The sequence below is a fragment of the Collinsella sp. AF16-8 genome (assembly GCF_003462695.1).
GTDB lineage: Bacteria > Actinomycetota > Coriobacteriia > Coriobacteriales > Coriobacteriaceae > Collinsella.
In genome coordinates, this window is record NZ_QRXX01000011.1 from 15,002 (window position 1) to 35,846 (window position 20,845).

General features: G+C 55.2%; 20 protein-coding genes. 14 read left to right on the plus strand and 6 right to left on the minus strand.

Annotation, left to right across the window (positions count from 1 at the left end; translation table 11 throughout):
• The first annotated feature begins 9 nt into the window (after positions 1-9).
• Positions 10-1,209 carry an ABC transporter ATP-binding protein gene (locus tag DWW73_RS09295; protein WP_055252176.1) on the plus strand — a complete coding sequence of 400 codons (1,200 nt, stop codon included), beginning with the start codon at positions 10-12 and terminating at the stop codon, positions 1,207-1,209.
• A gap of 456 nt (positions 1,210-1,665) precedes the next feature.
• Here DWW73_RS09295 and glgP read toward each other — a convergent pair whose 3' ends face one another.
• Positions 1,666-3,933, minus strand: a complete 2,268-nt coding sequence (glgP, locus tag DWW73_RS09300; RefSeq protein ID WP_233509184.1) for a glycogen/starch/alpha-glucan family phosphorylase — start codon at positions 3,931-3,933, stop codon at positions 1,666-1,668.
• Positions 3,934-4,062: 129 nt separating this feature from the next.
• Positions 4,063-5,640 carry a 4-alpha-glucanotransferase gene (gene malQ, locus DWW73_RS09305; protein WP_255413128.1) on the minus strand — a complete coding sequence of 526 codons (1,578 nt, stop codon included), beginning with the start codon at positions 5,638-5,640 and terminating at the stop codon, positions 4,063-4,065.
• Between the two features lie 769 nt (positions 5,641-6,409).
• On the opposite strand from malQ, the gene DWW73_RS10325 reads away from it, so the two are divergent.
• Entirely contained in the window at positions 6,410-6,640 is a 231-nt protein-coding gene (locus tag DWW73_RS10325; RefSeq protein WP_117779422.1) for a hypothetical protein, read from the plus strand.
• A gap of 319 nt (positions 6,641-6,959) precedes the next feature.
• Here DWW73_RS10325 and DWW73_RS09320 read toward each other — a convergent pair whose 3' ends face one another.
• Together DWW73_RS09320 and DWW73_RS09325 are read right to left on the minus strand one after the other, a co-directional pair.
• Entirely contained in the window at positions 6,960-7,142 is a 183-nt protein-coding gene (locus tag DWW73_RS09320) for a hypothetical protein (protein WP_117564844.1), read from the minus strand.
• A gap of 12 nt (positions 7,143-7,154) precedes the next feature.
• Positions 7,155-7,925 carry a radical SAM protein gene (locus DWW73_RS09325; RefSeq protein ID WP_147343555.1) on the minus strand — a complete coding sequence of 257 codons (771 nt, stop codon included), beginning with the start codon at positions 7,923-7,925 and terminating at the stop codon, positions 7,155-7,157.
• Between the two features lie 96 nt (positions 7,926-8,021).
• On the opposite strand from DWW73_RS09325, the gene DWW73_RS10425 reads away from it, so the two are divergent.
• The 11 genes from DWW73_RS10425 (at position 8,022) to DWW73_RS09385 (ending at position 18,130) form a co-directional block, all read left to right on the plus strand.
• A complete protein-coding gene (locus DWW73_RS10425) occupies positions 8,022-8,354 on the plus strand; it encodes a DUF3784 domain-containing protein (protein ID WP_369833065.1) in 333 nt (110 codons plus the stop codon).
• A gap of 94 nt (positions 8,355-8,448) precedes the next feature.
• Positions 8,449-9,558, plus strand: a complete 1,110-nt coding sequence (locus DWW73_RS09335; protein ID WP_158563812.1) for an ABC transporter ATP-binding protein — start codon at positions 8,449-8,451, stop codon at positions 9,556-9,558.
• A 2-nt stretch (positions 9,559-9,560) separates the two neighbouring features.
• Entirely contained in the window at positions 9,561-10,052 is a 492-nt protein-coding gene (locus tag DWW73_RS10220) for an ATP-binding cassette domain-containing protein (RefSeq protein ID WP_233505134.1), read from the plus strand.
• Between the two features lie 120 nt (positions 10,053-10,172).
• On the plus strand, positions 10,173-10,706 hold the full coding sequence (locus tag DWW73_RS09345) for a hypothetical protein (protein WP_147343556.1): 534 nt from the start codon (positions 10,173-10,175) through the stop codon (positions 10,704-10,706).
• 8 nt (positions 10,707-10,714) lie between these two features.
• Complete coding sequence (locus tag DWW73_RS09350) at positions 10,715-11,044, plus strand: helix-turn-helix transcriptional regulator (RefSeq protein ID WP_052044110.1); 330 nt, start codon at positions 10,715-10,717, stop codon at positions 11,042-11,044.
• A 704-nt stretch (positions 11,045-11,748) separates the two neighbouring features.
• Positions 11,749-12,669 carry an ABC transporter ATP-binding protein gene (locus DWW73_RS09355; RefSeq protein WP_035137759.1) on the plus strand — a complete coding sequence of 307 codons (921 nt, stop codon included), beginning with the start codon at positions 11,749-11,751 and terminating at the stop codon, positions 12,667-12,669.
• Positions 12,669-13,487 (plus strand): hypothetical protein, encoded by an 819-nt coding sequence (locus DWW73_RS09360; protein ID WP_117564851.1) that lies wholly within the window; start codon positions 12,669-12,671, stop codon positions 13,485-13,487. The genes DWW73_RS09355 and DWW73_RS09360 overlap by 1 nt, the downstream gene beginning before the upstream one ends.
• The gene (locus DWW73_RS09365; protein WP_035137757.1) at positions 13,484-14,272 is read left to right on the plus strand and encodes a hypothetical protein; all 789 of its coding nucleotides are present in this window, start codon (positions 13,484-13,486) and stop codon (positions 14,270-14,272) included. Before DWW73_RS09360 ends, DWW73_RS09365 begins: the two co-directional genes overlap by 4 nt.
• 120 nt (positions 14,273-14,392) lie before the next feature.
• Entirely contained in the window at positions 14,393-15,637 is a 1,245-nt protein-coding gene (locus DWW73_RS09370; RefSeq protein ID WP_117636050.1) for a radical SAM protein, read from the plus strand.
• Entirely contained in the window at positions 15,621-17,255 is a 1,635-nt protein-coding gene (locus DWW73_RS09375) for an ABC transporter ATP-binding protein (protein WP_084591801.1), read from the plus strand. Before DWW73_RS09370 ends, DWW73_RS09375 begins: the two co-directional genes overlap by 17 nt.
• A 602-nt stretch (positions 17,256-17,857) precedes the next feature.
• The gene (locus DWW73_RS09385) at positions 17,858-18,130 is read left to right on the plus strand and encodes a hypothetical protein (RefSeq protein ID WP_117584251.1); all 273 of its coding nucleotides are present in this window, start codon (positions 17,858-17,860) and stop codon (positions 18,128-18,130) included.
• A gap of 22 nt (positions 18,131-18,152) precedes the next feature.
• Here DWW73_RS09385 and DWW73_RS09390 read toward each other — a convergent pair whose 3' ends face one another.
• Positions 18,153-18,671 (minus strand): hypothetical protein, encoded by a 519-nt coding sequence (locus DWW73_RS09390; protein ID WP_124786586.1) that lies wholly within the window; start codon positions 18,669-18,671, stop codon positions 18,153-18,155.
• 142 nt (positions 18,672-18,813) lie between these two features.
• On the minus strand, positions 18,814-20,112 hold the full coding sequence (locus DWW73_RS09395; protein ID WP_035137751.1) for an ATP-binding protein: 1,299 nt from the start codon (positions 20,110-20,112) through the stop codon (positions 18,814-18,816).
• Between the two features lie 294 nt (positions 20,113-20,406).
• Between DWW73_RS09395 and DWW73_RS09405 the strand changes: the two genes are divergently transcribed.
• A complete protein-coding gene (locus DWW73_RS09405) occupies positions 20,407-20,718 on the plus strand; it encodes a hypothetical protein (protein WP_117564855.1) in 312 nt (103 codons plus the stop codon).
• The last annotated feature ends 127 nt before the right edge of the window (positions 20,719-20,845 follow it).

A 20,845-nucleotide genomic window follows, 5' to 3' on the forward strand; every position in this document is an offset into this window, starting at 1 on the left:
GGTAAAGACATGGCCGAGATCGTTCTCAAACATGTTCAGAAGGTGTATCCCAACAACGAGTCAAAAAAGAAGGGCTTCTTTGGCAAAAAGAAGAAAACCGAGGAGAAGAAGCACAACCTCAAGGTTACCGAGGACGGTGTGCTCGCTGTAGAGGACTTCAACCTCACCGTTCACGACCAGGAGTTCATCGTCCTCGTTGGCCCTTCTGGCTGCGGTAAGTCCACGACGATGCGCATGGTCGCCGGCCTGGAGGATATCACCTCGGGCGACGTGCTCATCGACGGCAAGCGCGTCAACGACGTCGCTCCCAAGGACCGCGACATCGCCATGGTGTTCCAGAGCTATGCTCTGTACCCCAATATGACGGTGTACGAGAACATGGCGTTTACGCTCGAGCTCAAGAAGGTCCCCAAGGACGAGATCGACCGCAAGGTTCGCTCCGCTGCCGAGATCCTGGGTATTACCGAGTATCTTGACCGTAAGCCCAAGGCACTCTCCGGCGGCCAGCGTCAGCGTGTCGCCATCGGCCGCGCCATCGTACGTGACCCCAAGGTCTTTCTGATGGACGAGCCCCTGTCCAACCTGGATGCTAAGCTTCGTAACCAGATGCGCGCCGAGCTCATTAAGCTGCGTCATGAGATCAAGGGCACGTTCATTTATGTTACTCACGACCAGACCGAGGCTATGACCCTCGGTGACCGTATCGTGGTCATGAAGGATGGCGTCGTCCAGCAGATCGCCACCCCGCAGGAGGTCTTCAACCATCCCGCGAACATCTTCGTCGCCGGCTTTATCGGCGTGCCGCAGATGAACTTCTTCGATGCCCAGCTGGTGCGCTCGGGCAACGGCTTTACCGTCAAGACCGAGGATATGAACGTGGCGCTCGCCCCCGAGACCTGCGCTCAGCTTGCTCTCAACTGGGACGGCGGCGACGTGAAGGAGATCACGGCCGGCGTGCGTCCCGAGCAGATTCTGCTTGCCGACAAGGACGAGGAGGGTGCGCTCCAGGGCACCGTCGAGGTGACCGAGCTCATGGGCTCGACCGAGCATGTCCACGTGACTGCTCCCGACGGCCAGTTTGTCCTGATCATTCCCGTCGTCGACCTCGAGGCCAAGGGCGCGCTCAAGGCGGGCGACCCCATCTGGTTCAAGTTCGAGAAGAACGCGACCCACCTCTTCGATAAGGTCTCTGGCAAGAACCTTATCTAGGCCCGGTGCAACCAGGCCCTTCCTTTGGGCGACTGCGGCTTTGCCATCCTTTTGCCGCGGTCACATATAAGGCTCCCCTCCCGTCCACTGGGCGAGAGGGGAGCCTTTCTTTGTGTTGGGACTGTCTGACCGGTCGTTTGTCTCGATCTGTAACGGATAGGGCCGATTTCGGACGTTAGATGTTACAGATCGAGACGGTTCCGCTGAGCTAACCATTTCATCTAAATCTGTAACACCAAAGGCGAATTTCACCTGCTAGATGTTACAGATTGAGATAAACCCGAGGGGAGGGGCCGGTATGTCTCAATCTGTAACGGCTGGGACCGTTTTGGTTGAGTAATTGCTACGGATCGAGATTGTTTGGCCGAGTTGGATCACAGGGTAACGTGCGGGCACAAAAAACGGAGCCGTGTTGCCACGACTCCGTTCCTCAAGAGAATGGGTAAGGGGAATGGGTTAGTCCAGGTGCCAGATCTCGTCGTTGTACTGGGAGATCGTACGGTCGGACGAGAAGGTGCCGGCGTTGGCGATATTGATGAGCGCCTTGCGCATCCAGGCGTCCTGGTCCTCGTAGTCGGCCAGCACGCGCTCCTTGGTCTGGATGTACTCCTCAATGTCGAGCAGGGCCATAAACCAGTCCTTGCCCTTAATGTCGTCGTGCAGGCGCTGCAGGCGCTCGGCGTTGCCGGTTGCCATAAAGGCCGGGTTGGTGATGAAGTCCACCAGCAGTTTAATGCCGGGCTTGCGGTAGAGCGCACCGGCGTTGTAGGTGCCGTCGGCGTAGAGCTGCTCGACCTGTTTGGACGAGGCACCAAAGGTATAGATATTCTCGTCGCCCACGAGCTCGGCAATCTCCACGTTGGCACCGTCGAGCGTGCACAGGGTTAGGGCGCCGTTGAGCATGAACTTCATGTTGGAGGTGCCGCTCGCCTCCTTGGAGGCCAGGCTGATCTGCTCGGAGATGTCAGCGGCGGGGATCACGCGCTCGGCGGCGGTGACGTTGTAGTTCTCGATCATGACAACCTGCAGGTAGGGAGCCACGTCGGGGTCGTTTGCAATCCACTGCGACAGCGTCAGGATCAGATGGATGATGTCCTGCGCGATAGTGTAGGCAGGCGCCGCCTTGCCGCCAAAGATGATGGTGACAGGGTGCTTAGGCCTGTTGCCGTTCTTGATATCGAAGTACTTCCAGATGATGTAGAGCGCGAGCATCTGCTGACGCTTGTACTCGTGGATACGCTTGACCTGGACGTCGATGATGGCGTTGGAGGGGATCGTCACGCCCTGCTCGAGCGCCATGAACTGGCGCATGATGGCCTTGGCCTCGACCTTGGTGGCGGCCAGGCGCTCAAGAACGTCCTTGTCGTCGGCGAACTTGGCGAGTTTGTTCAGATCGCCGGTGCTGCGCCAGTCGGTGCCGATTACATCGTCGAGCAGGCTGGCGAGCGCGGGGTTGGCTCCATGGATCCAGCGGCGGAAGGTGATGCCGTTGGTCTTGTTGGAGAACTTCTCGGGATAGATCTCGTAGAACGGATGAAGCTCGGTGTCCTCCAGGATCTTGGTGTGGAGGGCGGCTACGCCGTTGATGGAGAAGCCAAAGTGGATGTCCATGTGGGCCATGTGGACGGTGTCGTGCTCGTCGATGATGGCGACGCGCGGGTCATCGTGCTCGGCTTTCGCGATCTCATCGAGCTTGACGATAATGTCGGCGATGGCAGGCGAGACCTTCTGCAGGCTGGCGAGCGGCCACTTCTCGAGCGCCTCGGCAAGGATCGTGTGGTTAGTGTAGGCGACCATGGAGCGTACGATGGTCACGGCCTCGTCAAACTCGATGCCATGCTCGGTGGTGAGCAAGCGAATGAGCTCGGGGATGACCATGGTGGGGTGCGTGTCGTTAATTTGGACCACGGCGTAGTCGGCCAGATCGTGCAGGTTGCTGCCGCGCTCGACGGCCTCGTCGATCAGGAGCTGGGCGGCGTTGCTCACCATGAAGTACTCCTGATAGATGCGAAGCAGGCGGCCCTGCTCGTCGGAATCGTCGGGGTAGAGGAACAAGGTGAGGTTCTTGGCGATCTCGGTCTTGTCGAAGTCGATGGAGCTGCCGGGGACCAGGCCGTCGTCGACGCTCGCCAGGTCGAACAGGCGCAGACGGTTCTTGGTGGGCTGGCCGTAACCGGGCACGTCGATGTTGACGAGCTTGGAGGTAACGGCAAAATCGCCGAACTCGACGGTGTAGGAGCGGCCGTCGTCGACTAGGATGTCCTGCTCACCGAGCCACTCGTCGGGGACGGCCTTCTGCTGGTTGTCGACAAAGCGCTGACGGAACAGGCCGTAGTGATAGTTGAGGCCCACGCCATCGCCGGTCAAGCCCAGCGTGGCGATGGAATCCAGGAAGCATGCGGCCAGGCGGCCCAGGCCGCCGTTGCCGAGCGACGGCTCGACCTCGAACTCCTCGATCTTGTTGAGGTCGTGGCCTGCGGCGGTGAGCTGGTCCTTAACCTCATCGTAGATGCCGAGGTCGATCATGTTGTTGATGAGCAGCTTGCCGATCAAAAATTCGGCGGAAATGTAATAGAGCTTTTTCTTGCCGTTGTTGAGCGGGCAGGCGGCGGAGCGCTCCTGCACGAGTTTGACCAGCAGCTTGTAAATGCGACGGTCGTCGAGCTGCTCGAGCGAGGTGCCAAAAGACTGCTCGGCGAGTTCCATGAGGTTAATTTGGGGCATGTTTTCTCCTGTGATGGGTTGTTTCATGTCTGCAATTCATAAGAAGCCCGCGCGAGGGGATTGGGGTGGCCTCGCGCGGGAAAAAGCAAGCGCGTCCGCACGGTGGGGAGGGGTCGGGCGCGGTAGCTCCTATTGAGGAAGCTCGATTTCGGCTTCCGACGGGATGCGGAAGTAGGTCTCGGTCCAGTCGGTGAGTTTGTGCTCGAGCTCGCGGGTGATGGCGCCGTCGAGCATGCGCCAGGTCCAGTTGCCGCCCAACGTGGCAGGGGTGTTGATGCGCGCCTCGTTGCCCAAGTTGAGCAGGTCCTGCATGGTGTAGATGCACGTGTCGCTCACGCTGGCGGCGATGGTGCGATTGAGTGCATCTGCCATGGGTTCGCCGGCCTGCTGATGGGTGTACAGGGCTGCCTGCTCGCGCTGACGCGGGGTGGCCGTTCCCTCAAACCAACCGCGCGCCGTCTCGTTATCGTGGGTGCCCACATAGGCGACGGTGTTGGCGATGTAGTTATGCGGCAGGTAGTACGAGTTGGTGCCCTCAAAGGCAAACTGCAGGATCTTCATGCCGGGGAAGCCCGAGTTGTCGCGCATGTCGATGACGCCGGGGGTGAGGAAGCCCAGGTCCTCGGCGATGATGGGCAGCGTGCCGAGCTTTTCCTCGAGCGTCTTGAAGAACTTGAGGCCGGGACCCTGCGTCCACGAACCGTAGGACGAATCGGGCGAGGAGAACGGCACCTCCCAATAGGCCTCGAAGCCGCGGAAGTGATCCAGGCGGATGACGTCGTACATGTCGAGGGCGGCGCGAATGCGGCCCTCCCACCAGGAGAAGCCGTCGGACTCCATGGCGTCCCAGTCGTAGATGGGGTTGCCCCAGTACTGGCCGGTGGCCGAGAACTGGTCGGGCGGCGTGCCGGCGACGCTCACGGGATTGCCGGCGGTGTCGATCTTAAAGAGCTCAGGCGTCGCCCACATCTCGACGGAGTCACGCGAGACATAGATGGGCAGGTCGCCGATGATGAGAATGTCGCGCTCGTTGGCATAGGCCTTGAGGCGGCTCCACTGGCGATCGAAGAAGTACTGCGTCATCTGGTGGTAGAGCATACGCGCCGGATGGTCGGCGCAGACCTTGGCGGAAGCCTCGCCGCGGGTGCGGAGCTCCGCGGGCCACTCCCAAAACGCCTTGAGACCGCACTCCTCTTTGACGGTCATGAACTCACAGTAGGGGATGAGCCAGTCCTCGTTGGCCTGGATAAAGTCATCGAAATCGGCCGGCTTGTCGGCAGCAAAGCGCTCGGCGGCGCGGTCGAGAATCTGACGGCGGCCGCCAAAGATAGCACCGTAGTCGACATTGCTGGGGTCGGATCCCAGATACACGCCATCGATATCGCGCTGCTCCAGATACCCTGCCTCGATAAGCTCGGCAAAGTCGATAAAGTTGGGGTTGCCTGCGCGGGCCGAGAACGACTGATAAGGCGAATCGCCATAGCTGGTCGTCGTAAGGGGCAGAATCTGCCAGTAATGTTGTTTGCACGAGGCGAGAAAATCGACGAAGTCGTAGGCATTCCAGCCAAAGCCGCCGATTCCGTATGGTCCGGGCAATGACGAAACGGGCATCAGAACACCGCTTGCACGCTCCATGGATGCACTCACCGTCCTTTTGAATAAGGGGCTGCGCCGTAGATGGATAGACGGCTCGTCCCGAGTTTCCATTTCTATTGTCCCTATTGTAGAACATGTTGTTTAAACATGTATATAGAGAATGAAAAAGTTGCCGAATTTCGGTGAATGGTAGTGCGCCATAAAGACGATATGAGCAGAACAATGTGAGCCCCTGCTTCGTATCGTCTTTTGATTCGTGGGCCAAGGCTGACAATGGTCGTCGTCATTAAAATCCGGCAGCCAGCCAGGTTGCCACAATGCGAGACTGGCTCACAATGCCACATGTTGCCTCTATTGGCCTTGAGGTGCACGCCCGCAGCATCAAAGGATGCGCCTTCAATCCGTTCACGGGCGAGATCGGCGGGAAGCCCCTTCTCCTACGACCCCGCCTCCGTCGCCGACTCGATCCTTTCTATCGAGTCGCCCGGGGCAGTCTACGAGTCCGGCGTCACCGGCTTTCCCTTCTGCAGGGAGCCGCGCTGCCTCGGCGTGGACTGCGTCATCGGCGCGGTCTCCAAGATGCAGAGGCCCGCGGCCGACAAGCGACGCAAGACCGACAAGCGCGACGCCGAGTTTTCGGCCAAGCAGCTCGCACTGCACGAAATCGTCGAGGTCCACGTCCCCGACTGCGAGTGCGAGGGCGCCAGGGACCTCTCCCAGGCCCCCGCCGATGCCCGGGAGAGGTTGCCGTGTTACCGTCAAGCAGCGCCTCTCCAAGTACCTGCCCAGGAATGGGCAGTGCCACCCCGGCGGAGACGACCAGAGAAGGAGGCTCGGGACGTGGACCAGGGCGCACTGGGCCTGGATCGAAGCCGCGGAGATGGCCGACCCCACGGCCCAGCAGACCCTCGACTGCTATAAGGAGCGCGTCAAGCGGGCGGTAGACGAGAAGAAGGACCTGGAATCCAAGGTGGAGTCCCAGTCGGAACAGCCCCGATGGAAGCCGACGATGGACGTGCTCAGCTGCATGAAGGGCATCGACGTCGTCATCTCCGCTGTTAGTGTTAGTGTATTTTTCACCGTTCAGCTTAATGCTACCACTGACAGTTGAAACGCCTGTGGAAGGGATAGCCTTGTTGGACGGGGACTATTCGTGATAGTATCGCGCCGCAACATCGAGGCGCGAATCGCCCATGTGGTGGCAGTGCGAGTTTCGTGAGGTGTGGTGTGGACGGGACGCAGCGTTTTATGGGTCTGGCCGGTCCGACTGGTGTGCAGTTCTGTCGGGCCGGCCGAGATTGGTGAAGAGATCGCGTTGTTGAATGAGCGAATTTTACAAGCAGCTCTTCAAGGCGCTCTGGGCGTTGGCTAGGGCTGCGCAGTCAATCGCATGCAGCGATAGGCGAGGTGATTGCTCGATGGGTTGGCGACTAGTTTTGTGCCGTACTTGCCCCGGTGCCGTCGTTATCTGCCGAGTACCAGAATGCGTAGGCCGCAACGACGGCATCGTAGACGGCTGCAACTACGTTATCCACGACGGCTGCGAAGTTGACTACAACGGGAATGGGGCCGGTTTTGGAATCCATCTTCTCTACTTCTGGGGTCTCGTACATGGGAACATCTCCTTAGAGTTGGGACAGGACGCTCAGGTCGCCTAGATCGTCATCGATTAGGTCGATATAGAGGTCGCCGTCCATATTGATGTCTGCAATCAACGATGAGATCTCTTCCATCTCGTCAATCGAGTGCATGCGATTGGCCAACGCGGTAATAACGGGTTTATCCCAAACGGTTGCCATTCCGGCATCGTAGTATTCCTGAAGACTGTGTTTGCGAACGTTTCCAATGATGAGAGGTATATAGGGGGATACGACGATATCGCCATTGGCGTGGATGGCCACTTGGTCAAATTGCATCTGCAGCTGGGGGAATCTGACCAAGTGGTCGATGGGGTCGCCCCACTCAAACATGAAGTAGCCTCGATAGCCTGGATCGTATCGAAGGTCGTTGATCGTGTTGACCAACCGACGGTATTGATTATTTGAAGGGCGAATTGTGCGGTTTTTTCGGGCTCTGCCGAGGAGCATAAGTGGCTGAACTCGAAGGTCAATTCGGTCGGTCCTGCTCGACGATTTCAGCTTGTCCCGGAGCATCGTGCAAACTGGTTTGAAATCGTCGACATTAAATGATGTTGGACAAAAGGCAATCGAAAGGTGCAGCGAAGTTTCGTTCAGCGTGATATCGATGGCGTCTAGTACCCGGTCGTATAGCCCCGGGAACCCCCGCATATGTTCATGAGAATCACGTAGGCCATCGAGGCTAAACTGTATGCCGTTTAAATCGGTATGTTCGAGCTCATGCAAAGTAATTGAGCTTGCGAGCAGTCCGTTTGACACGAGGTTGCATTTGACGCCAGATGTGCTGAGCCGCCGCAAGGATTCGATGACAAGGAATGGACTGGAGTGATGGCGATGTCGGACGTTGTGGTTCCAATGGTGGGGTCATGCCTGCTGCTGGTGTTCGGAATAATGATGTATCGAGGCAAGCTCACGGGATTGCTTGCTGGAATGTCATCGCTATCGGGAGGGCGTTTAGAGGAGGAAAAGCGGACGGCCGAGTCTCTAGGCACAAACCGAGCGGTGGGGGCGGTTATAGTTTTCTCCGCAATATGTCTCCTTTTTTCGTCCCTTTTTCCGGACAAAAGGGCGATTTTCGGTCTGATGGTGGCTGCCGTAATAATCGCCGCACTTGCCTATGTAAATAGGGAGTCTATTCGTATGTATATCAAGGCGAAACGGAATCCTGGGCATCGCAACCCGCGATAGTGTTTTGCGAGGATTAACAATAAGGAGTGTATGGGAGCGATTAAGCGGCGAACTAATTCAGTTTTGGATAAAAGGTCGCTTGATGGGGGCTGGCATGTTTAAGAAGACGGTTAACGAGTTATTTCGCTGTAAAGGGTCGCGGCTTTTCGTGATTCTCATGTCGGTGAATTATGCTCTCTCGTGCGTCATGCCCGCCTTAAACGGTGGGTTTGTAGATTTTCTCGTGACGAATAGGGATCCATCTCGCGTCGTATGGTTTGCAGCCTTTGTTGCCAGCATAGGGATATCGGCATCCTTCATGTCGTATGCGATGGGCGTGAACGTATCGCGCGTCATTTTGGAGATGACTACGAGACTGATGGGGGCCACGTGTGAGTCGTTTGAACGAGGGCCCTTGGAAAAGGGGGAGCAGGCGGATTCATCCTATACAACGCAGAGGGTGTATGCGGATTCGAATGCGGTGTCATCGTTTGTCGTGAACAACTTCCTGACAATCGGGCTTAACATCGTTCTGATTGTGTTTATTTTCATCATTCTGTTTTCAATTAACCCGGTGTTTCTGGCGTTAAGTACATGTTCGCTTGGGGCATACTTCATTTTATTTAGGGTGTTGAAAAAGCCGCTGTACAACAGTTCGCTTGCGAACAAAGAGGGGTTGAGCAAGCTGTTCGCATCCGTGAGCGGCGAGCTGTCGCAGTTGTTTGACATTAAGTGCGATGGGGCATATGACCAGAGTGCCCGTACGCTCAAGGGGATATTCGAGGGGTACTACCCGATTTACATGAAAGCAAGTAGGGTCTCGAATCTGGCCACCTCGAGCGACGGCCTGATCTCATCTGTGTTCCGGGGAGCGTTGCTTGTGATCTCCGGAATGGAAATATTAAACGGAAGAATGAGCATTGGCGAGTTCACAATGGTGAACTCGTATTACTCGATGGCGTTCGGATACTTCAAATATTATTTGAATTATTTCAAATCATATCAGGACGCGAGGGCCTCGTTCGACCGATTGGAGGCTCTGTCGGAAGGCGCCGAGGACCGCGGCACCATCTCGGTTGGGCACGTGGAGAGCATATCGTTGTCCAACATCGCGTACCGATATGCGGGAAAGCCCTACTTGTACCGCGATCTCTCCGTGGAGGTCGAGAGGGGGAAACCTATGCCATTACCGGGCCGAACGGATGCGGCAAAAGCACGTTTCTGAAGGTGCTTCTTGGACTATATTCTGCTGGGGGGCATCGGACTTTGGGGTCGGTGCCATATGAAGAGCTCGATATGGAGACGATCCGACATGACCTGTTTGCGGTGTGCCCGCAAAAGCTCTTTATTCCGAATGAAACGGTGGAACACTATCTTGAGAGGGCATCGATTCGGGGAACGGGCGAGCATCTCTGCGAGCTTGTGCCGAGTTTCTGCCGAACCGTCGAATCGTTAAAAGGTAAGAATTGTAGGGACCTTTCTGGTGGAGAGTATCGGAAGCTAAGGATAATCTCAGCACTTTGCAGGCAACCGGAAGTGCTTGTGTTTGACGAGCCGACGAATGATTTAGACGAAGAAAGCCGTCGGGAGTTCACGGAGTATGTCTCTCGAAACCCCTTTAATCAGCTAATTCTTGTTGTAAGCCACGATCAGGATTTGATTTTGGCATGCGATAAGAAACTGGATTTGAATTTCGACTCGAAAGATGGGCAATGCTGATGAGAAACGCTTGGAGTTCGGGATTGCGCGGCGTGAAGCGACCCTCTTCTTATCGAGTTCGTTACAATGTAGGAAAAACAGTAAGTAAGAAGACCTCTGATTGCTTTAGGAGGAGCTGTGGTGAATAGCGCCCAGAAGATCGATAAGTCCATCCAGAAGATGATGACTCTCGGAAGAAGGCTTGGGATTCTGTTTACGGCGCTGTTTATAGCGGTGTGTTGCTGTTCGGTGGTGGTTATTTCCATTGGGCTTATGGCTGCTCAAGGAAACCTATATGATCCATCAAAGACGGTTTCCGTAGTGGTTCCTTTGATGTATCTTCTGATTTCCGGAGGGGCCACATGGACCCTGCGGGGAATCAGCATGGACATGGCTCATGGCGAATCGCCCTTTACCCTTTCGCATGCTCGAAGAATCTCGATTATCGGGTGGCTGTTTGTTGCAGCAGCAATAGGTGACCTCTTGTTTTCTCCGGGGTTTCTTTCGATAGTGATTGGCCCCTTCGACTTGCTGGGGAACGCCTATTCGATGTTTGAAAACCTGGCCCTGCCCATAGATATTGGTGCTGTGCTGGGGGCCGTTTGCTGCTTCTCGATTTCTGCGATATGGCGCTACGGAGCTCTGCTTCAAGACCAGACCGAGGATTTGGTGTGAGGGGCGGCATGGACTATCTGATTATTGAGCTTGAAAGCTTATTGCTTCGACGCGGAAAGACGAGTACGGATATCATTCGGGCGACCGGGCACACACCGGCAAGTATCTCAAAAATACGAAATGGCAAGGTGAAGGCAATTAGGTTAAAGACATTGCTGGATATTTGCGTAGAGCTTGATTGCCAGCCTGGCGATCTTATTAAGCGCGTCAACGAAAGAGAACTTGAGGAACTGGCGACGCGGCGCGCCCGCAACGCGCTGAGCAGGGCGACCGCGACGGGTGATGACCCGGTCCTGGAGTCAGATCATGTTTACGTGGTCGATCTTAGAGACGACTGAGGCTGGAGAATAAAAAAGTATTGAGCAGGTGCAGCCCGTGAAAACAACGGTTTTCACGGGCTGTTCATTCAACGTCCTGCAGTGGCCTGTATTTCTCGCCGCGTCACTGGGGAACGAGAGAGTCATTTCCTGTGCTGGATGCAGGGGGGGTGCTTACCTTGTGTAATATATAAATAAGCTTATATTGAAATATGATACATATTGAATTAGAATAACATTATCAATTCGGTATGCAAGGAAAGGAGGGAGAGATGGATTGGATTAACGAGCCGGAGGAAGGCGTTGCACCCGCGTGCGGCAACTGCTTCTTCTACGCGCACGGGGGATGCACGAAGAGGTGCCCCAATCAGTCCTGCACGTTCCGTTTCTAGGGGGCAGAGATGAACTGGCTTTCTACCGCGAAAGGAGGGGAATGAAATGGAATGGATTACCGAGCCGTCAGCCGGGGCTGAGCCCATGTGCAACAATTGCTTCTTTTACGCGCACGGCAGCTGCAGCACCAAGTGTTCTTCACAGGAGTGCACTATCCGCTAAAAGCGGATAGTGCACGCCGTACGGCGTGCACAGACTGTTCAAAGATATTTTGGCCAGCAGCGCCTGAGGGGCGATGTGGCATTGCAATATGGGGGGGGCGAACCGACGTTACCTATAACCCCGCATAATTGCCATGTCGTCCCTTTTTATTGACGGGGAGGATGTCGTCCATGCGGGAAGTCCCAGTTGAATTGCGTGCCATATCCAAGAGATATGGCGGGTTTGAAGCGGTTAAATCAGTCTCGTTCTCTTTAATGGAAGGCGAGCTGTGTGCACTCATTGGGGAGAATGGTGCCGGCAAGAGCACGTTAATTCGATTGATCACGGGGCTTTCGGAGCCATCGTCAGGAACGATCTCGATGTTTGGGCAAACCGGGAGACGTGAAATACGGAGCTGCAGGGAAAGGCTGGGTTATATGCCCGACCTCAATGCTTCGTATCCTAATCTGACCGCGCGAGACAACTTGGTCGTTCGCTGTATTGAGTGGGGGCTTCCCACCGATCGTTCCATCGACGGTGTGTTATCAACCGTCGGTTTGGGGGAGGCCGGCGGGAAGAAAGTGAAGAACTTCTCAATGGGAATGAGGAGGCGTCTCGATCTGGCCATAGCGTTGCTGGGCGATCCGGAGCTGTTGATCCTGGACGAGCCGACAAACGGCCTGGATCCGATGGGGATAGTCGAAGTAAGAAAAATCCTTACGCATCTTAACAAAGATCAAGGTAAAACGATTCTCGTATCCAGCCACAATCTTGAGGAGATGCACAAGCTGGCAACTGATTACCTCTTCATAAGTCATGGTCGCCTCATTCGAAGGATGACCGCACCTCAGCTGGAAAAGTCATGCCGCGGTGGTTTCGTGTTGCATGTGGACGATCTGGAGCGAACGAGATCGGTTCTCGGAGATGAGACCTCACATTCTTTTCTGCCGGACGGCAGCGTCCTTATGCGCTATGAGGAGAAAAAGGAAGGGCGGGGCATTGCAATCGAAGCGCTCTCGACCGCAGGTGTGAGGGTTGCGGAGGCGTATTCTCATAGGAAGAGCCTTGAGGAGTTTTATTCGGAGCTCATCGGTCGAGAGAGCGAGCTGTGATGAAACGCGAGTTCATCTCAGCTTTTCGGAGCGAGGTATGGTTGCTCGCCAGGCACCCGGCGACCGCTCTGATGATTGCGCTTGCGGCTGTGCTGTATGTGGTTGCGGCTGCGACTTCGTCTGAGGTGCTGATCATGGTCGCCGGTGATGACCCGTATACGCTTGGAGGGGCTATAGGTTTTATTGGAAACCTAGTGGATGCAGGGGACGTTTTGGGCTCTGTTGCCCGGACGTCTTTTGCGTCTACAGTGGTCTGGATTCCGGTGACGATTCTCTACGCGGTTTACGCTACGTCGAGAGACTTTGAATCCGTGGCTTACGCCGTATCGAGATCGCGAGGGGTGTCGCAGGCGGCGATTGTGATCACGAAGCTGTTGGTGAACTGCACTCTGGTCGGTGCCGTGTATCTTCTTTCTACGACTGCGCTGTATTTAACCAAGATGGCCCAATGGGACGTTGGGGCCTCGTGCTCAGGGTTTGCCCAATTTGTATCGATTGCGCTGATGATCGCGCTGCTGCTCATTTCGATGTACGCCGCTACCTTCGCCCTGTATTTGCTCACGAGGAGTGTGGTGGCGAGCAGCGTCGTTGCAATAGCGGTTTCGACATTTGTGATGGTGTGGTTCCCAAGTACATACGGAAGCGGTCAGCCCAGCTTGCTGCTCATGCTCTCGCCCGTGTATTACCTGATGAACCTGTGTTCCCTGAGTATGCAGAATGTTGGTGTAATTCAGGTTTTGCTGTATGCGGGCGGCACTGTGCTTGTGTCGGTTGGAGTTGCGCTCGTCTCGCTATTTGTAAGGACGGCGGTTCGATGAATCTTGGGATGTCGGTCAGGGCGGAACTGTTCCGCGCAAGGAGAATGAAACTCGCCGTGATAATAGCGCTGATGTATTTGGGCATCGCGGGGATTTATGTGTTTGCCGGGTCCGGCGCATGGGTCTCCGCAGGGGGAGAGGGCCAGTTCTTTGGCTTTTCCGCCGATCCGGGCTATCTTTTCTCGATAGGGGTTGGGCCAACGGGTATCTCTTCCTGGCTAAGTGTCGTCTCCATGGCGCATACGGTGTTCTTCCCAATCGTCTCTGTTGTTGTGGCGGGGACGCTATTCGGTGATGCGACGAGCGTGTCGGCAAGGGGAGTTTCGATTGCTCGGGGCTTCCGCAGCTGGCAGCTGTTTGCGGCAAAGACATTGGCTTGCGAAGTGTATACGCTGTGCCCCTACATCGTGTTTACTCTCGGTGTCGCTGCGGTCTTTGCCGTGTGCTCCGGAAGCGGTCTAGACAGCCTTACGGTTGGTAATGTGACCTCGGCACTCCTGTCGAATATCGTTATAGACGCCGCTTATACGCTGATGGTTGCGGTTGCATATGAGGTGTTCAGGATCAGATCTCTTGTGTCGGGAGCCTTGCTGGTCGCAACGTTCGCGGGCCTTGTTATCGCGATGAGTTTCCCAACCGTTTTACCCCCGGTTCACATGGCTTATTGGATGAGGGCGTGCGGGGCTGCCGGCGGGACGGTCCTGATGGCTGCATGCGGCCATGCGGTCATCGTGTCGCTCGCATGTCTATTGCTGCTTTCGTGCAGTTTTTATCGAAGAAGGTAGTGCGCTGGCGTATGCGCAGCGTCTGAGGGTCGATATGGATTTGATTGGAAATGGAGATGGTGCGAAGTGAAACTGTCGCAATTTAATGTGGTGCATGAACATAACGGAAGTCTTCTTATCATGAATGCGCGAACCGGCGGCATCCTGTCGTTAAATCCGGAATACGCGCAGAAATTCAAAAGGATTCAAGAAGGGGACGTTCGGGATGCCGATGATCTTGTCGCGGAGCTGATAAGGGGAGGCATCCTAGTCAATGAGGAGAGGGACGAGCTTGGGGAGATCAGGTTGCAAAGTCGCGCCGCGCGCTTTGCGAATACTGCTCTGTCCCTTACCATTGCGCCAACGATGGCTTGCAACTTTTGCTGTCCCTACTGCTATGAAAAGGGACAGGCGTACACGACGATGGGCGAGGAGGTTTTGACACAGCTCTCCAAGTTCGTGAAAGATTACTATCCTGGTATCGCAAGTCTCTCAGTTGGATGGTACGGCGGCGAGCCTCTGCTCGGAATGAAGATGATCGAACGGATTACGTCGGATCTGAAAGATGTCGTGGGACCAACGTGTGAATATTCCGCATCGATAGTGACAAATGGCTATCTGCTGACGCCTGATGTTGCAAGGAGGCTCGCGGCATGTGGTGTGACGAGCGCGCAAGTGACTATAGATGGATCGAAGTCGGATCACGATTCGAGAAGGATTCTTCACGACGGAAGCCCTACATACGAACGTATTCTCAAGAACGTCAAAGAGTGTGCCGACATCATCGATATTTCGATAAGGAGCAACGTCGACAAGACCAACATCGAGGCCGCTCAAGAGCTATTGGATTATCTCGAGCTAAATGGCCTGATGAATAAGGTTCACTTCTATTTAGCCCCTGTTGACGATATCAATCAGGTATGTGCGAACGACAGCCACTGCTTTACTGTAAAAGAGTTCTCGTATGAGGAGACTGAGTTTTATAAAAGGGCAATTGCGCGGGGCTTCAAAGTTCAACCTTTTGGTGGGACGAATTTCGGGATATGTTGCGCCGTTGGAATCAACTCGTACGTGGTTGATCCCGTCGGAGATTTGTATAAGTGCTGGGATGACATTGGAATGAAGGAGCGGAGGGTCGGAACTATTTTCGAGCCGCCAATGTTGAGCAAGAACATGATTAACTGGATGGCATATGAGCCGGATGACCCGGAATGCCAAGAGTGCTTTGCTTTTCCCATGTGCATGGGAGGGTGCCCCAACCACGCCTTAAACGGTGAGGGGAAACGTTGCGTTTCCTTCCGGTATGATGCCGAGCAAAAAATGCTGCTCTCCCAGATGATGAATACGGCAAAACGGGGTGCGGGGCAAAATGAGGCTGATGCTTAATCTCTGTAGAAAATATATACTGGGCGGTCGATTCTACGCCTATCTTGTCGTAACAGTTTTGGTCGGGCTGCTTGCGCTTGCGGGTCCCTTTCTTACCGGCATAGTGGTAAACCGATTGGCGATGCCGGCCAGCGCCGATCTTGCCGCCGTTCTCGTTTGTTGCCTTATTTTGGTTGCGGTCCAAGCGGTTCGAGCGGGACTAGTGTATTGCTCAGAGATGCTGTACATCAACCTTCAGTCGCATGCGGGGTTCGGCTTAAATGCGGATACGCTTGAGCACGTGAAGCACCTTCCCCAGGCATTCTTCGAGGGCTTCAACGCGTCGTATTATAACCAGCAAATCAATCACGACGCTAATGACCTTGTCATCTTCGTAATCAACTCGGTTGTGGGGGTTTCAAGCAACGTTATCACCCTTTTGTCCGCCCTGTTTGTTCTCGGTAGCCTGAATATCAAGTTGAGTGTGGTCTGCCTTGTTCTTGCGGCAGCGAGTGCCGCTTTTTATGCGGTTTCACGCGCAAGGCTGTTTGAGAGAAGTTTTGACGTACAAGAGCAGAGCGCGAGGTTTTTTTCCTGTCTACAAGATCAGTTGGAGAAAGTTGATTTCATCCGCAAACATGCTTTGTTCGATAGGTCCCGCGCTGTACTGGTCGAAGCTTTTAATGGGCTCTATCCAACGATGAGAGCAAATCAGGAAGTAGGGTCTAGATTTACCTTTGGCAACGCGTTGGTCGCTTCCGCCGCTCAAGGATGTCTTCTTGCTGTGGGCGCGGTTGAAGTGATGGGCGGGAGACTGTTGCCTGGTTTTCTCGTGACTGCTGTTGGATATTATTCGAACTTAAGCTCAGCGGTACAGTATTTGTTGGGCTGGGGAAGGGATTACCAGACTAATCGCGTATGCTATGAGCGGCTGAAAAGAATTTGGGATGTCCCGGTGGAAGCGAATGGCAAATTGGCGCTTGGTCCGATTGAGGAAATCCGTCTAGAGAACATCAAGCTACGTTATCCAGGGGCGGAAAGGGTCGCGTTAAGCATTGAGGGGCTCGCGTTTTCCAGGGGTCGGCTATATGGAATCTCGGGGCCGAATGGTTCGGGGAAGAGCTCGCTGCTGTCAGTGATATTGGGGCTATATCCAGATGACACAGAAGGGGCCGTTCGCTACAACGGGGTGTCACAGCGTTGCATCGATCGATATGCATTGCGGCGGTGTCGAGTCAGCATTACGGAGCAAGAACCCCCTATCGTTGAGGGGACGATTCTCGATAATCTTACGCTGCTTTCTGATGATTACGAGATGGATAAGCTGAATCGGATGCTTGTCATATTGGGGCTAGACGAAATGGTTGCTTCTGTGGAGAACGGGGCAACGGCGATGCTTGACGGCGGGAAAGGAGGGGTGTCCGGCGGCGAGAAGCAAAAGATTGCAATTGTGAGACAGCTGTTGAAATCGCCGGACGTTATGCTTTTTGATGAACCGACCTCAGCACTTGATGCGAAGAGTCGAGGCGCGCTGATCAAATTGCTTCATGAAATTAAGAGAGACCATATTGTAATCGTTGTCACTCATGACGAGGAGATGCTTGCCGCCTGTGACGAGGTCATTTCGACGGCTGGATGATTATCGGATTGTGGCGTTGAAGACCAAGAAACTTGAAATGGCGTGGGCTCTGGGTAGGTCTCCACGGGTACGCCGTCGGTGCTGTACTCGACCGCCCGGCAAGAAGGTTTTATAGCGTGTTTCCCCAGAGAGGTCCCTTTGTCCGGTAGTGGCGAGGGGAGCCTCTCTTTTGCTCACCTCTTGCGGCGGAGGGGGACACCATGCGCCTATGCAGGACAAACTGCGCGTTCTTGTCGAATGATGGGCTATGTGTAGAGATGATGGTCTCGGGTAGAGGCCGTGTCGCGCTCGGCTGCGATGAGCCAGGCAATTCAATCTTCATCCGGGAGGGCCTTGGCAAGACAAGCAGGGCGAAGACCTTGGCGACGTTCGGGAGCCGTGTGGCGCCCGGCTCCACGCTCATCCACGACATGGAGCCGGGCGCCACACGGCTCCCGTCAACAATCTGTCACTGAAGAGCCAGCACTACGACGCGAAGCTGCTCAAGGGCGTTCCCGACGGCCAGAACCCGCTGGGGCCCGTGAACCGGATGCGCTACTTCATGCAGTGCTTCCTGAGGGCTCATCCCGGCTCCAACCGGGACGACATGCGGGGCTGTGGCTATGAGTCCGCCCGAGGACAAGCTTGAGAAGGTCGCGATGGTGCTCGATCGGGCAATGCGATACCCGAAAACGCTCAGGTTCAGGCAGTTCTATGCAAGAAAGCCCAGTTCAGATGAGTTCGACGAGCAATATTTATCAACACAGTGCAAGGGGGGATTATATTTGTATTTCATCCGTGTTGAGCTTCACACGGTGCGCGACTCATCGCAAACTGGCGGGCGCAGCGGAAAGAAAACCGACTGCAGACGAACGATCGATATCGGGAGCAAATAGCCACCGGATGCTTTTCGGTCTCCTACGCGTCGACCTCCGCGATTTCTTCTGCGTCTCGCCAAGTTGAAAGGAGCGATGTCGAAAACTCCTTTTCGGTTAGCGTCAAGACATCCTTCACGCAAAAACCTTTCAATTTGTCAGGAAGCCCAAAACGCGCTTTTTTCCTAATCGAGCTGGCAACCCGCTTCAACGCGGTCTTGTTCTTGTCCTCGTTGTATACCAAAACAAAGACGCAGTGCTCGCGAAACCATCTCGTCCTCTTTCCCCACAGGTCCGAGCAGATCAAAACGCTGTCCTTGCACTTCTCGATGAGGGCGTCCCTTTGGCCAAGATTGATACCAAGCTCTTCGTCATCCTTGGGATTGAGCCTCTTCCCCAGCGTCTCCTTCAGACTGCCGTTTTTAAATTCGACTAGATATAACGTTTCCCGATCGCAATACAGCGCATCGGCGGAGCGCGGGAGTTGCATCCACCTATTGACCTTCTTGCAGTAGCATTCTTTAACAGAGTCAAAATTGACAACAGGCAAATCGTCATCCACAAGAGAGACGCTCCCGTCTCTGGATGTTTTGGAGATGGTCGACGTGCAGTCCCTTAGGATACAGGTCCTGCAACGGGAGCAACCATCGCTGCCATCTGGCACCACGGGAGAGTTCGGATGAGGGCAGGAGGCGCACAGGTCGCTACTCAAGGCCGTACTCCTCCCTCTCAAGCGTATCAAAAGGAGCCGCCAGCTTCTCGTAGGCGACCTCAGTCGAGCCGGTTATTTCGGCAAAGCGAGAGCGTCCATCAGCGCAGGTCTCCGCAAGATAATATGAGCACAATCCATCAACAGCGTGCTTCTTAGAATACACTTCGATCGCATTCAAGAAATATGGACTATGGGTGCTCATTAAGACGTGCATCCCGAGCTCTTTCTGGAGCAGCACGATTATCTCGGCGAAGGCCAGCTGCCATGCAGGATGAAGATGAATCTCGGGTTCATCGAGGATAATAGTCCCTCCGGCATCTAGCGCGCCGGACTTCAAGAGCACCTTCATGATGGCGAACGTCTTCAAGCCAGCAGAAAGGTTCCCAGGCTCCAACCCCCGAGCGAAGCCCTCTTCGAGATACGTAAGGTGACCGCGACTTTCGCTCCTCTCGAAATACCCCGGACATAAGGAGGAGACCTTGTCCATGAGAACCTTCAGGTGCCGCTCCTTCGCGATCTCGTCGAACAGCGAGGACTCGCTGTCATCGTTACGGATGGTCGCCTGAATCAAATCTTGCCGCAGCTCCTCCTGGTGTCCAAGGAGGGGCCTGAACCGAAAGGCGGGGCCGTAGGGCCCTCCGAGAGAATCGATCAGGAACGGGTCGTCCAGATAATGCGCCCTGAATCGCAAAACCCTCCTATCGTGCACCTCCGCCACCTCGTCACCTGCAACCGAGAAAACCGTAGATGCGTCCTTTATCTGGAGTTCGACCTTCCCGGGCTCTTCGCCGAAAACCGAATTGATCTGGCCGTTGAACTCGCTTTGGAACCTGTTTGTCGCAATCGCACGAAATACCTCATCATCGGAGATATCCATGATCTCGATAATCTGATCGGCAACTCCTGCTACGCCATTCGTGAAATCGGATTCGATCTCACGGGAGATCTCCTCCCCGTAATACTCCTTTATCTCATCAATAAGCTCGTCCCTCGTGCACTCGCCCGAAAAAACCCTGTCGATGAAACCATTCATTCTTCCAGCAGTTCGCCTGTGGCGAGACGTGGAGTCGAGAGGGCCTCCCACATATGCCTTCCTGATGGCGCGTTCAACACTATTGCGCCTCATGCGGTCGATTTTGTTCTCCGAATCGGACATGCTGTTGAAGGCCGCATAAAGCGCTTTTCCAACCGTGCTTTTCCCCGTCCCGTTCTCCCCGGCGATCACGGCAATGCCATTAATCTCGATATCGGCCTCAGCGACCCTGCCGATGTTTTTCACCTTGATTTTCAATGCATATCACCAGCTCTAAACTCGCGAGACTCAATAGCTCGATTATCGCACAGGGAGATCGACTTCTCGAGGACTCCCTAAATGGAACGCGCGGGGAGGACATGGCTCGCCGCCGTCCGCTTTGCGTTCGCGCGGGGAAGGGTGACGACCAGGGGCCTCTCCGGGCTCATCAAGAGGAGCGCCGGATCCTCCTCGTCCATTTGAACTGTATTGTATCCCAGGACACTTGACTTAGAGGAATGGCGTTGAGCGGCGATAATCGTTTCAGCGCCAAAAAGAAAGGAGTGTTCAGTCATGGCAGATAGGCTCTCCTGCACAGCGGGGCACCGCACCGAGGCCGCAGACTTCGCCGTCGCGTCGGGGAAGCCCATCGCCCAAGTGGCCGCCGACCTCGGCATCAATGAGAAGATCCTGGGAAGATGGGTGACGGTCAGAAAGAAGGAACTGGCCAACCACCCGGTCGCGGCGGCCGCGGCCAAGACCGAGACCGCCGAGATGAGGGCCGCCCGCAAGTGCATGCGCGAGCTCGAGCTCGAGAACGAGTTCCTAAAAAGCCCCGACCTCACATTGGAGGCCGGGGCCAGTAGATTTTTGGGACATGTCTAGAAATCTACCCATGCGGGAAGCGGCATGTGCCGAGCATGTCGCGTGCTAGGTTTTGAGGCATGCCACAAAACCTAGCACGGGGGAGTGGCTACTCGGCGTCGGCGAAGCCGTTGGGGTTATGGCTCTG